Below are 13092 nucleotides of genomic sequence, written 5' to 3'. Positions count from 1 at the left end.
TTGAATTAGTATAAGGTAGTTGTTTTTATCTGATTGACCTTATATTTACTGGTAAACAAAAATCCTCCGTTTCAAAGAGCAGGAAACTCTTTGTGACAGAGGATTTTTTCTATAGGGCTTTAGCTGCTGCAATTGCGGCTTCGAAGTTTGGTTCAGAGTTGATATTGTCCACGTATTCAACGTAGCGAATCGTATTGTCAGTATCGAGGACAAAGACTGCGCGTGCCAATAGGTGCCATTCGTTGATTAAGAGGGCATAGTCACGTCCAAAGGAATGATCGAAATAGTCTGAGAGCATGATGGCATTTTCAATGCCTTCAGCACCGCACCAACGTTTTTGGGCAAAGGGTAGGTCCATGGAAACAGTCAAGACGACCGTATTGTCCAGTCCAGCCAGTTCTTCATTAAAACGACGTGTTTGAGTTGAGCAGATGCCTGTATCGATAGAAGGAACGACACTCAAAACTTTTTTCTTGCCATCAAAATCAGCTAGAGATTTTTTAGAAAGGTCTGTTGTAGTGAGTGAAAAATCAAGTGCCTTGTCGCCGACTTGTAGTTGTTTACCTGTAAAGCTCACAGGATTTCCGAGGAAAGTTACCATAGGATACTCCAATCTTTTTTCTTCCATTTTAGCTAAAACAGTCAGAATTTTCCAATGATTTGACCGGAAATATGGGCATAGAAAAAAAACGCCAGCTCATGTGAGAATGACGTTTTTCAGAGGCTTATACTCAATGAAAATCAAAGAGCAAACTAGGAAGCTAGCCACAGGCTGTACTTGAGTACGGCAAGGCGACGCTGACGTGGTTTGAATTTGATTTTCGAAGAGGATTATTTTGCCAATCCTTCAGCAATCTTGTCAAGGTTGTATTTCATCATGTTGTAGTAGCTGTCGCCTTCTTTACCTTGTTCTGCGATAGAGTCAGTAAAGATTTGTGCGTAGATTGGGATGTTTGTGTCTTGAGAAACAGTTTTCATTGGACGGTCATCCACACTTGATTCTACAAAGAGTGAAGGAGTTTTTGTTTGGCGAAGTTTTTCAACCAAGGTCTTGATTTGGTCAGGTGTTCCTTCTTCTTCAGTGTTGATTTCCCAGATGTAGGCACTTGGGACACCATAGGCTTTAGAGAAGTATTTGAAGCATCCTTCGCTGGTTACGATGAGTTTTTTCTCAGCAGGGATGTTGTTAAATTTCTCTTTAGCTTCTTTATCAAGTTTGTCTAGTTTATCAGTATATTCTTTGAGATTTTTTTCGTAGAATTCCTTGTTGCTAGGGTCTTTCGCGCTCAATTGTTTTGCGATGTTTTTAGCAAAAATCATACCGTTTTCAAGGTTAAGCCAAGCGTGTGGGTCTTCTTTGCCTTTTTCGTTTTGGCCTTCGAGGTAGATAACATCAACGCCTTCGCTGACTGCAAAGTAGTCTTTGTTTTCAGTTTTCTTGGCATTTTCTACCAATTTTGTAAACCAAGCATTGCCACCTGTTTCAAGGTTGATCCCGTTATAGAAAATCAAATCAGCTTGAGAAGTTTTCTTAACGTCTTCAGGAAGTGGTTCGTATTCGTGTGGGTCTTGACCAACAGGAACGATACTGTGAAGATCAATCTTGTCACCAGCAATATTTTTAGTAATATCAGCGATGATTGAGTTTGTAGCAACAACTTTTAGTTTTTGACCAGAAGCTGCATCTTTTTTTCCGCTAGCACATGCTACAAGAGCAATGACGGAAAGAAAGAGAACGAGTAATGTACCTAATTTTTTCATTAGATCCTCCAATTTATTGGGGTTTTGCCCCTTATTTTAACAAATGTTTATTTTTCAGTTTCAAATATCGTTGTTTTGGAGCGATAAAGAAGCTAATGAGAAAGAAACTAGCAGCTGTAAGCACGATACTGGAACCTGCTGCAACGTTAAAGCTATAGCCGATAAAGAGTCCCAAAACTGAAGCTGTTGCTCCAAAGGTTGAGGAAAGGAAAATCATGCTTTTCAGGCTATTGGCATAGAGATAAGCAGTTGCCGCTGGGGTAATCAGCATGGCTACAATCAGGATAGTTCCGACACTTTGCATGGCTGTCACAGACACGAGAGTCAGGAGTACCATGAGAAGGTAGTGATAGAAATTGACAGGCATTCCCATGGCTTTAGCCAAGAGTTCATCAAAGGATGTTATCAAGAGTTGCTTGAAGAAAATCCAGATTAACAAGAGAATGGCTGCCCCCACACCCATAGTAATAAACATATCCGTATCTTGGACGGCCAGGATATTACCAAAAAGAATATGGAAAAGGTCAGTTGAACTTTTAGCGACACTAATCAAGATGATACCGAGGGCTAAGAAAGAAGAAAAGGTAATGCCGATGGCGGTATCGCTTTTGATAATCGAGTTTCCCTTGATGTAGGTAATGATGATAGCAGCTAGTAGTCCGAAGACAATGGCTCCGATAAAGAAGTCAAGGCCCAAGATAAAGGAGAGGGCTACACCTGGCAAGACAGCATGTGAAATGGCATCTCCCATGAGTGACATCCCGCGTAGGATGATGAAACATCCCACAGCTCCAGCTACGACCCCGATGACAATAGCTGTTATCAAGGCATTTTGTAAGAAATGGAATTTTTGCAATCCATCGATAAATTCTGCGATCATAGGTCACCTCCACTGAAAAAGAGTCGATTACCGTAAGCTTCTTTGAGATTGGCTTCGGTAAAGGTTTCTTTGGTTGGACCAAAGGCAATCACTTCTCGATTGACAAGCAAGACTTGATCGAAGTAGTGGGGAACCTTGCTGAGGTCGTGGTGGACGATGAGAACCGTCTTCCCAGCTTTTTTTAGATCTCTCAGCGTATTCATGATGATTTCCTCACTAACGGAGTCAATCCCAACAAAGGGTTCATCCAAGAGGATATAGTCGGCTTCCTGCACCAGACATCTGGCAATCAAGACCCGCTGGAATTGACCTCCAGACAGTTGACTGATTTGACGTTCAGCGTAGTCAGCTAGACCGACAATTTCAAGGGCCTCTTGCACTTTCTTCCAATGTTTAGCATTTAAACTTCGAAAGAGAGGGATAGAGGGAAAGAGTCCTAGTGAGACACATTCCTTGACCTTGATGGGAAAGTTGTAGTCGATATTTATTTTTTGTTCGACATAAGCGATTCGATGTAAGGATTTTTTAACTTCCTTGTCATCGAGAAATGCCTGACCTTGATGTGGGATAATTCCCAGCATACCTTTTAATAATGTTGATTTCCCAGCACCGTTTGGACCAATAATACCGGTAATTGTTGGTCCATGGAGCGCTAGTGAAATATCCTTAAGTGCCAACGTCTCTTTGTAGGAGACACTGAGGTTTTCGATACGTATCATACAGTTGTATTCCTCCTGTCTCTTAATATACATTAAAAAAAAAATTAAGTCAAGTTAATTTTTGAAAAAATTAAAATAATAACTGAAAAACAATAGAAAGTATCAGTTCATTTTTAATTGCATTCCCAGGTAATTTTTGTTAAGCTAAAAGCAAGTACAAATGAAAGCGAGAACAAGATGACACGTTATCAAGACGATTTTTATGATGCAATCAATGGAGAATGGCAGAAGACAGCTGAAATCCCAGCAGATAAGTCTCAAACTGGAGGTTTTGTTGATTTAGACCAGGAAATTGAAGACCTGATGCTGGCGACAACAGACAAGTGGTTGGCAGGAGAAGAAGTGCCTGAGGATGCTATCTTGGAAAACTTTGTCAAATACCACCGCCTAGTTCGTGATTTTGATAAGAGAGAAGCTGACGGTATCAAGCCTGTCTTACCACTCCTTAAAGAATTCCAAGAATTAGAGACTTTTGCGGATTTTACAGCTAGACTAGCAGAGTTTGAACTTGCAGGAAAACCTAACTTCCTTCCTTTTGGTGTATCGCCAGATTTTATGGATGCCAGAATCAACGTTTTATGGGCTAGCGCTCCAAGCACTATTCTTCCAGATACGACCTACTATGCAGAAGACCATCCTCAGCGCGAAGAGCTCTTGACTCTTTGGAAAGAAAGCAGCGCAAATCTCCTCAAGGCTTATGATTTCACTGATGAAGAAATTGAAGACTTGCTAGAGAAAAGACTAGAATTGGACCGTCGAATTGCGGCAGTGGTGCTTTCTAATGAAGAAAGTTCAGAGTATGCTAAACTTTACCATCCATATGCTTATGAAGATTTCAAAAAATTCGCGCCTGCCCTACCTTTGGATGACTTCTTCCAAGCTGTTCTTGGACAAGCACCAGACAAGGTTATCGTAGACGAGGAACGTTTCTGGCAATCCGCAGATCAATTCTATAGTGAAGAGGCATGGCCTCTCCTCAAGGCAAGCTTAATTTTAAGTGTTGTCAATCTCTCAACCAGCTATTTAACAGAAGAAATCCGTGTCTTGTCAGGTGCCTATAGCCGTGCGCTTTCAGGAGTTCCAGAAGCCAAAGAAAAGGTCAAGGCAGCCTACCAGCTAGCACAAGGTCCATTCAAACAAGCCTTGGGTCTCTGGTATGCCCATGAAAAATTTTCTCCAGAAGCCAAGGCAGATGTGGAGAAAAAAGTGGCAACCATGATTGATGTCTATAAGGAACGCTTGGCTAAGAATGACTGGCTAACTCCTGAAACTCGTGACAAGGCCATTGTCAAACTCAATGTCATCAAGCCTTATATTGGTTACCCAGAAGAATTGCCAGAACGCTACAAGGACAAGGTGGTCGATGAAAATGCTAGTCTTTTTGACAATGCTTTAGCCTTTGCGCGTGTGGAAATCAAGCACAGTTGGAGCAAGTGGAATCAGCCTGTCGACTACAAGGAATGGGGTATGCCTGCTCATATGGTCAATGCCTACTACAATCCACAGAAGAACCTGATTGTCTTCCCAGCAGCTATCTTACAGGCACCTTTCTATGACTTGCATCAGTCATCTTCTGCTAACTACGGTGGTATTGGTGCGGTTATTGCCCATGAAATTTCCCACGCTTTTGATACCAACGGAGCTTCCTTTGATGAAAATGGTAGCCTCAAGGATTGGTGGACAGAGAGCGACTATGCTGCCTTCAAGGAGAAAACACAAAAAGTTATCGACCAGTTTGATGGACAAGATTCTTATGGAGCAACCATTAACGGTAAATTGACGGTGTCAGAAAACGTGGCTGACTTGGGAGGAATCGCTGCAGCGCTTGAAGCAGCTAGGAGAGAACCAGACTTCTCAGCAGAAGAATTCTTCTACAACTTCGGTCGTATCTGGCGCATGAAAGGTCGTCCAGAATTTATGAAACTTTTGGCTAGCGTCGATGTGCACGCACCAGCCAAACTCCGTGTCAATGTACAAGTACCAAACTTCGATGATTTCTTTACGACCTATGATGTCAAAGAAGGAGACGGTATGTGGCGTTCACCAGAAGACCGCGTGATTATTTGGTAAGGCAAAAAATCTAGTCATCAGAAAAAAGGCATCCAATCAGGTGTGAAAACCTTGATTGGATGCCTTTTGTAATAGAAAGATTTGCTGGATAGTTTACTTAAATTTCGATTGTCATCATCTTATTAGAAAAAAGGATTGAAAGTTTTTTCGTGAGCGATAGTAGTAGCTGGACCATGTCCTGGATAGACATCGTAGTTTGGTAGAGTGAAAAGTTGGGTCTGGATACTATGAAGGAGTTGCTCCATACTACCAGTTGGAAGGTCGGTCCGCCCGATGGTTTCTCGGAACAGAGCATCTCCCGTCAAGACTAGGTGAGCATCAGGGAAGACTAGGGAAACACCACCGATAGAGTGACCAGGAGTTGGTAGAACGGTAAAACGAAATTCCTCCAGTTGGTATTCTTCATGAAAGACAAAGGTGTGTTCTGCAGGTTTTGTGACCACATCTGCCATATCATCGTGACGAGGGAGACCAGAGAGATTATCGACAGGAGTGTAGAGCCAGCTGGCTTCACTCTCTGCGATATAGACAGGAGGATTGCCAAAAGTCTCGCGCACCAAGTCTAGACTCATGATATGGTCATAATGGGCGTGGGTCAATAGAATGGCACAGATCGGTTTGTTGATTTTCTCGATGGTCTGACGAATAGCGTCCCAATGGCTACCTGGATCGACAACGATGAGGTGCTTTTCGCCCTCTAGATAATAGGTATTTTCATAGGCAACAGGATTGACGGTTTTATGGATTTTCATATTGACTCCAATCTCAAAGAATGTACTAATACTCTTCGAAAATCTCTTCAAACCGCATCAACTTTATCTGCAACCTCAAAGCAGTGCTTTGAGCAGCCTACGGCTAGCTTCCTAGTTTGCTCTTTGATTTTCATTGAGTATAAATTAAGTATAGCACAGTTAGGGAGAATAGGTAAGAAAGAGGCAGATTTTTGATTTTAAGGAAATGTATAAAACTTATGATATAAATGTTGTTGGATGGATATAAAAAATAAATGAAAATTGTAATATAAAATACTTGACAAGGATTTAAAGCGGAAGGTAGAATTGAAATGTAAACGTTCTAATTAGAGTGTTTTAAAAATGTTAAAAGAGGTAGTATAAATGGGTAAGAAAAGAGTAATATTAGCTAGTACTGTGGTGTTAGGATTAGTATTTACGGTAGATCAATCATTAGTGGTACAAGCTACTGAAGAAACTGGAAAACATTTAAAAGAGATTGTAAAAAGAGAAAAAGAACAATTAGATTTTGAGTTGAAAAATACTCAAAAAGAATTGGAAAAAATTAATAATGAAATTCATGTTTTAAATAAGCAGGTCGAAGAGATTAGAAACGAAAGAGATACGAAGGAGAATGAAGTTTTCAAAATTGAACTAGAGATAGAGGATAAAAATAATATTGAAAAAGTTTTGAAAACAAGAGAAAAAGAAAAGGAATTATTAAAAGAAAAAATTCAAAAAGATAAAGCAATACTTCCTGAAAAAAAACAAAGTTATCAAAATGCTTATCAAAAAAATGAAGAAGCACTTCAAAAATTGTTGGATGAATCAAAAAAGCTTCAATATTTAAACCATCCGGAAGATTTGAAAAGAAAAATGAGGGAGAAACAAGATAAGATAAAAGAATTTGAAAAAAAGATAAAGGAACATGAGGGAATTCTTGAGATTGATATAGCTAGTAAAAAACAAAGTGAAAAGGAAAATTTATCAGAAATTAATAATGCTAAAGATATTATTACGCAATTAAAAAAAGAGTTTGAAATTTTGCAAAAAGAATATGAAAAGAATATTGAGCTATTTAAGGATTATTATAAATTTGCTGAAGAATTGGAAGTTTCTGAGAGAGAATTGATAGATTTTCAAAAAGAAGTGGCTAGAATAAACTCTGATATTTACTCAATGACAGGAGAAGTTGAAAATATAGAAAAATATGTTGCTAACGATAAGAAAAAAATTGAAAATTTAAAAGAATTACAAATTAAATTAGAGGAAGCACGTAGAGTGTTACAGGCTTTAAGGGATGACTATACTATAAAACAAAAAGAGTTAGGAGAAAAACAGGATATATCTAAAGATATATTTTTTAAAATGCATGATTTGTTAATAAAGATAGAAGATTTAAAACAAGCTGATAATAATACTAATCAATCAGATAATTATGTTGACACAAAGCAAGAAAATGATGCTAAAGAAAAATATTCAAATCAGGATCGAGAAAATGATAATAGAAACGAAATTATAAAAATAGCAGGGAAAACTCCTGATTGGAAGCAATTTGAAAGTAGGTGGAATTACCTTAGTCAAAATCAAACAAAAACAGGAGTGCTTTATCAAGAAGTTCGATACTCTTTTAATAACTCAAATGTGCAAACAGGATGGGTGAAAAGAGGTGATTCATGGTATTATCTTGATAGCTCAGGCGCTATACAAACAGGATGGGTAAAAAGTAGTGGCTTATGGTATTATCTTGATAGTTTAGGCGCTATGCAAACAGGATGGGTAAAAAGTAGTGGTTTATGGTATTATCTTGATAGTTCAGGCGCTATGCAAACAGGATGGGTAAAAAGTAGTGGCTTATGGTATTATCTTGACAATAACTCAGGTGTTATGAAAAGAGGTTGGTTACAAGACAATGGAACTTGGTACTATCTAAATCAATCTGGTATCATGCAAACAAGTTGGTTTGAAGTAAATGGGAAATGGTACTATGCAGACAATTCAGGAGCTATATTAACTAATACAACAACACCAGATGGTTACCGAGTGAACGATAATGGTGAATGGATTTAATGTAATCTGAGCAAGAGGTAAAGAATTACCTATTACGATAGAACTTGCGTTTCAAAAGTTAAATAGTTAGGTTATTTGTTAACGGTAGTGCGTATATTGTTAAGAATTAGTATTAGATTATTAAGAAGTCTAGCTTATAACTAGAAAAGCGACCAGATTTAGTTTTTCAAAACAATGTATATTAAATTATTGATTTGTTCTACAGATAAAAATTAAAAGAGTATAAATTTATATACATAATGATTTTCTTTGAGAACTATACCATGGATTCTCTAGACTATAGTAGTCTTTATAAGAACTGTTGAATTTCAAAGTACATAGTTGAACTAAGAGATTTCTTGAGTGGTATCCTCCTTCCCAACAACTTGAATAAGCTTTAGAATCCTCTTTTTCTAGTTTTCATATTCTTAAAAAAGTGATAAAATGGTAGGAAGAATTGGAGAGTAGAGATGCCAAAAGAAGTGAATTTAACAGGCGAAGAAGTTGTCGCTTTAACCAAAGAATATTTGACGGAAGAGGATGTCCATTTTGTCCATAAGGCCTTGGTCTATGCGGTGGATTGCCATTGTGGTCAATATCGCCAATCAGGTGAGCCTTATATCATTCACCCCATCCAAGTGGCAGGTATTTTAGCTAAGCTCAAGCTGGATGCTGTAACGGTAGCTTGTGGTTTCTTGCATGACGTGGTGGAAGATACAGATGCGACCTTGGACGATTTGGAAAGAGAGTTTGGTCCTGATGTGCGGGTAATCGTAGATGGGGTTACCAAGCTTGGTAAAGTTAAATACAAGTCTCACGAGGAGCAGTTGGCTGAAAATCATCGCAAGATGCTCATGGCTATGTCTGAGGACATCCGTGTTATCTTGGTAAAATTGTCAGACCGCTTGCATAATATGCGAACTCTGAAACATCTTCGAAAAGACAAGCAGGAGCGTATTTCCAAAGAAACCATGGAAATATATGCTCCTCTTGCCCATCGTTTGGGGATTTCTAGCGTCAAATGGGAACTGGAAGACCTATCTTTCCGTTATCTCAATCCAACGGAGTTTTATAAGATTACCCATATGATGAAGGAAAAGCGCAGAGAGCGTGAAGCCTTGGTGGATGAGGTAGTTACGAAACTAGAAGACTATACGACGGATCGTCACTTGAAAGGGAAGATTTACGGTCGTCCCAAGCATATTTACTCGATTTTCCGCAAAATGCAGGATAAGAGAAAACGGTTTGAGGAAATCTATGACCTGATTGCCATTCGCTGTATTTTAGATACCCAAAGTGATGTCTATGCCATGCTTGGTTACGTGCATGAGCTTTGGAAACCCATGCCTGGTCGCTTTAAAGACTATATCGCTAACCGCAAGGCCAATGGTTATCAGTCTATCCATACGACTGTCTATGGGCCAAAAGGGCCAATCGAGTTCCAGATTCGGACTAAAGAAATGCACGAGGTGGCTGAGTACGGGGTTGCGGCTCACTGGGCTTATAAGAAGGGCATCAAGGGGCAAGTTAACAGCAAGGAATCAGCTATTGGGATGAACTGGATCAAGGAGATGATGGAGCTCCAAGACCAGGCTGATGATGCCAAGGAATTTGTGGACTCTGTGAAGGAAAACTATCTGGCTGAGGAGATTTATGTCTTTACCCCAGATGGTGCCGTCCGTTCCCTTCCCAAAGATTCAGGACCGATTGACTTTGCCTACGAAATCCATACAAAAGTCGGTGAAAAAGCGACAGGAGCCAAGGTCAATGGCCGTATGGTTCCGCTGACAACCAAGCTCAAGACAGGGGATCAGGTTGAAATTGTTACCAACCCGAACTCCTTTGGGCCAAGCCGTGATTGGCTCAATATGGTCAAGACCAGCAAGGCTCGCAACAAGATCCGTCAGTTCTTTAAAAACCAAGATAAGGAATTGTCTATCAACAAGGGTCGTGAGATGCTGATGGCACAGTTCCAAGAAAATGGCTATGTGGCCAATAAATTCATGGACAAGCGTCATATGGATCAAGTTCTGCAAAAGACTAGCTACAAGACAGAAGAATCCCTCTTTGCGGCTATTGGTTTTGGAGAAATCGGTGCGATTACTGTCTTTAACCGTCTGACTGAAAAGGAACGTCGTGAGGAAGAACGTGCTAAGGCCAAGGCGGAAGCAGAAGAACTTGTCAAAGGTGGCGAGGTCAAGGTTGAGAACAAAGAAACCCTCAAGGTTAAGCATGAGGGTGGTGTGGTCATTGAAGGAGCCTCAGGTCTCCTAGTGCGGATTGCTAAGTGTTGTAATCCTGTTCCTGGTGACGATATTGTTGGCTATATCACCAAGGGGCGTGGTGTGGCTATTCACCGTGTGGACTGTATGAACCTGCGCGCTCAAGAAAACTACGAGCAACGTCTCCTTGATGTGGAATGGGAAGACCAGTATTCAAACTCAAATAAGGAGTATATGGCCCATATCGATATTTATGGCCTCAACCGTACAGGACTGTTGAATGATGTACTGCAAGTTCTTTCAAACACAACCAAGAATATCTCAACAGTCAACGCCCAACCAACCAAGGATATGAAGTTTGCTAATATCCATGTGTCCTTCGGTATTGCCAACCTCTCTACATTGACCACGGTCGTGGACAAGATTAAGAGTGTGCCAGAAGTTTACTCTGTCAAACGGACTAACGGTTAATTGCCCTAGCTCTTACTAGAAAGGCTATTATGAAAATCATTATCCAACGGGTTACAAAAGCCCAAGTGAGTATCGAAGGTCAGGTTCAGGGAAAAATCAATCAGGGGCTCCTATTGCTGGTTGGTGTTGGACCAGAGGACCAAGAGGAAGATTTGGACTATGCTATGAGAAAGCTTGTCAACATGCGGATTTTTTCAGACGCAGAAGGCAAGATGAACCTCTCTGTCAAAGATATTGAAGGAGAAATCCTCTCTATTTCTCAGTTTACCCTCTTTGCGGATACTAAGAAAGGCAATCGTCCAGCCTTTACAGGGGCAGCCAAGCCTGATATGGCATCAGACTTCTATGATGATTTCAATCAAAAATTAGCGCAAGAAGTGCCCGTTCAGACAGGCATCTTTGGAGCTGATATGCAGATTGAGCTGGTCAATGATGGACCAGTTACCATTATCCTTGATACTAAAAATAGATAAGAAAGACCAAGCCCAGCCAGCTTGGTTTTTCTTATCTATCATAAAATACTCAAAAAAGAAATCGTTTCTTGATAGGCTTTTGGGAAGTCTTTTTTCAGGCTTTGGCTTATGCGATAGGAAGGGATGAGATGGCCTAGGATGAGGAGAGTTCCCTGAAGGAAAAGTGGCATACCACTCAAACATATCAAGGAGAGAATGAACAGGCTATCCCATAGGAGGATTTGTAAGGCCAAACGCCAGAATCTTGGTCTAATCTGGAAATAGAGTTGACTAAAGTGGTCACAAAGCTGGTTAGACAGATAGGTCAATAGCACAGGATGAAAGAAAATGATCCAACCGCTATAAATCAAAATCCAGTCCAAAGTAAGCCCCCCTTTAAATGTCAAAAATGCCAGCATGATTCCATCAATGACAAGGAGTTGAATGCTTTTGATGAAGATGATTTTTTTCATGCTAGAACCTCCTTCTCCTTAGAGACACTTCCATAAAGAAATGCGTTTGTCATAAAAGTCTGGATAGTTTTTTCTTAGGTAGTCCGCTGTCCTATAATAAAAAGTAGAATGGCAAGCAGTGATGATTGGCATAAGAGAGTAAAAACGCTGAGAACTAACGAAGGCTAAAAGGACAAAAAATAGAAAATCAATGGAGAGAACCCCTAAATAGTAGAAGCGAATCTTTTTATTGATTTGAGGATAAATCTCAGCGAATTGATGTTTGAGTCGGATAAGCAAGCGAAATAACAGGAGTCCCTGAGCAAGGATGAAAATAAAACCAGAGAGCAAGAGCCATTCTAAAGCTGTCTCGGGTCTAGTGATAAAAAATGCAAATAGTAGTAAATCAATGATTGCAATTGCTGTAAAATGGATTCTAAAGAGTTTTTTCATGACAAGACCTCCCTCTTTTATCTATCTTCATTCTACTCCAAAAGAATGGAAGTTACAACTAAAATGATAAAAAATTTTAGTAAGGAGATTCAGTTAGATTTCTTTATTTGATTTCCCTCTTATTGTTCCACCTCTTCATCATTCCAGACAAATAAAGCTCCGATTGCATTGAGGATATAAAAGATGTATTTTCCGATATTGGCAAAATTTCCTTGAATACCAGCTTTTGTCAGCTGAACGAAATTGTAAATCAACCAAAAGCCCCACTGAGTTGTTAGTTTCAATGCGTTAAAAGCATTGGCAATGAGTGAGAGTGCAAAGGCAATGGTTGTTACATAGGCAAGGAGATTCATCTTTCCTCCATAGCCGATAAAGTTTGTCACAAAGGCAAAGAGGAAGGCGATGATGGAAATGATGATGGCCGCCAATTTTAGCTGTTTTTGGCTCATTTGGTTGGGTCTGCCTTCTTGCGAAGCTTCCCATTTCTTAATAGCAAAGGTATAAATGAGGAAGGTGACGGGATAGGTAATGATGGCCGCCTTATTTCCAAGGATATAATCAATAGCACCGGACAAAATGGTATTAACAATACCAAAGTAATTTCCCCATTTGCTTAATTTCCCCGTGAAACGAGTGGATAACATGGAAATCCCAACGTTGGTTACGGAAATCAATCCAAAGGGAACAAGGGCAGTCCATGGTCCCCAATCTACGAATTTATCGAGGCGTGAGTTGAGGTAACCAGATGCAATCGCAATCCCAACGACCAAAGCAACTCCAAAGAGGTCAAACCATTTAGATGTAGCAAAAATTTTTAGTGATTTTTTCATAG

General features: G+C 39.9%; 12 protein-coding genes and 1 pseudogene. 5 read left to right on the top strand and 8 right to left on the bottom strand.

Translation table 11 applies throughout. The features are described from left to right. Window positions 1-109: 109 nt before the first annotated feature. The 4 genes from tpx to B7703_RS06270 all read right to left on the bottom strand — a co-directional run bounded on the left by tpx (window position 110) and on the right by B7703_RS06270 (window position 3360). Window positions 110-601, bottom strand: coding sequence for a thiol peroxidase (gene tpx / locus B7703_RS06285; RefSeq protein ID WP_000256026.1), 492 nt, complete (start codon window positions 599-601; stop codon window positions 110-112). Window positions 602-831: 230 nt separating this feature from the next. Beyond that, window positions 832-1761 (bottom strand): metal ABC transporter substrate-binding lipoprotein/adhesin PsaA, encoded by a 930-nt coding sequence (gene psaA, locus B7703_RS06280; protein ID WP_000733076.1) that lies wholly within the window; start codon window positions 1759-1761, stop codon window positions 832-834. Between the two features lie 31 nt (window positions 1762-1792). After that, window positions 1793-2641, bottom strand: a complete 849-nt coding sequence (locus B7703_RS06275) for a metal ABC transporter permease (RefSeq protein WP_000559776.1) — start codon at window positions 2639-2641, stop codon at window positions 1793-1795. Further along, the gene (locus B7703_RS06270; RefSeq protein ID WP_060628634.1) at window positions 2638-3360 is read right to left on the bottom strand and encodes a metal ABC transporter ATP-binding protein; all 723 of its coding nucleotides are present in this window, start codon (window positions 3358-3360) and stop codon (window positions 2638-2640) included. The genes B7703_RS06275 and B7703_RS06270 overlap by 4 nt, the downstream gene beginning before the upstream one ends. Before the next feature lie 177 nt (window positions 3361-3537). On the opposite strand from B7703_RS06270, the gene pepO reads away from it, so the two are divergent. After that, window positions 3538-5430 (top strand): endopeptidase PepO, encoded by a 1893-nt coding sequence (gene pepO, locus B7703_RS06265; RefSeq protein ID WP_084924063.1) that lies wholly within the window; start codon window positions 3538-3540, stop codon window positions 5428-5430. A gap of 122 nt (window positions 5431-5552) precedes the next feature. On the opposite strand, the gene B7703_RS06260 is transcribed toward pepO, so the two are convergent. Then, complete coding sequence (locus tag B7703_RS06260) at window positions 5553-6182, bottom strand: MBL fold metallo-hydrolase (RefSeq protein ID WP_084924061.1); 630 nt, start codon at window positions 6180-6182, stop codon at window positions 5553-5555. 363 nt (window positions 6183-6545) lie between these two features. On the opposite strand from B7703_RS06260, the pseudogene B7703_RS10155 reads away from it, so the two are divergent. The 4 genes and pseudogenes from B7703_RS10155 to dtd all read left to right on the top strand — a co-directional run. Next, window positions 6546-7928: pseudogene (locus tag B7703_RS10155) on the top strand (hypothetical protein); the annotation flags it as partial. Continuing rightward, window positions 7926-8231, top strand: coding sequence for an N-acetylmuramoyl-L-alanine amidase family protein (locus B7703_RS10265; protein WP_474104083.1), 306 nt, complete (start codon window positions 7926-7928; stop codon window positions 8229-8231). The pseudogene B7703_RS10155 and the gene B7703_RS10265, both read left to right, overlap by 3 nt. Before the next feature lie 449 nt (window positions 8232-8680). Further along, entirely contained in the window at window positions 8681-10903 is a 2223-nt protein-coding gene (locus tag B7703_RS06250; protein ID WP_084924059.1) for a RelA/SpoT family protein, read from the top strand. 29 nt (window positions 10904-10932) lie between these two features. Continuing rightward, window positions 10933-11376 (top strand): D-aminoacyl-tRNA deacylase, encoded by a 444-nt coding sequence (gene dtd / locus B7703_RS06245; RefSeq protein ID WP_084924058.1) that lies wholly within the window; start codon window positions 10933-10935, stop codon window positions 11374-11376. A gap of 38 nt (window positions 11377-11414) precedes the next feature. Here dtd and B7703_RS06240 read toward each other — a convergent pair whose 3' ends face one another. The 3 genes from B7703_RS06240 to B7703_RS06230 all read right to left on the bottom strand — a co-directional run bounded on the left by B7703_RS06240 (window position 11415) and on the right by B7703_RS06230 (window position 13090). After that, the gene (locus B7703_RS06240; protein ID WP_084924056.1) at window positions 11415-11828 is read right to left on the bottom strand and encodes a hypothetical protein; all 414 of its coding nucleotides are present in this window, start codon (window positions 11826-11828) and stop codon (window positions 11415-11417) included. A gap of 18 nt (window positions 11829-11846) precedes the next feature. Further along, window positions 11847-12260, bottom strand: a complete 414-nt coding sequence (locus B7703_RS06235; RefSeq protein ID WP_000732788.1) for a hypothetical protein — start codon at window positions 12258-12260, stop codon at window positions 11847-11849. A 119-nt stretch (window positions 12261-12379) separates the two neighbouring features. Beyond that, window positions 12380-13090 (bottom strand): nicotinamide mononucleotide transporter, encoded by a 711-nt coding sequence (locus B7703_RS06230; RefSeq protein ID WP_192851967.1) that lies wholly within the window; start codon window positions 13088-13090, stop codon window positions 12380-12382. Window positions 13091-13092: the final 2 nt, after the last annotated feature.

This window comes from Streptococcus mitis (genome assembly GCF_002096735.1).
Lineage (GTDB): Bacteria > Bacillota > Bacilli > Lactobacillales > Streptococcaceae > Streptococcus > Streptococcus mitis_CZ.
The sequence above is the reverse complement of the archived record's forward strand: the minus strand, read 5'-3'. Positions and strand labels throughout refer to the sequence as shown.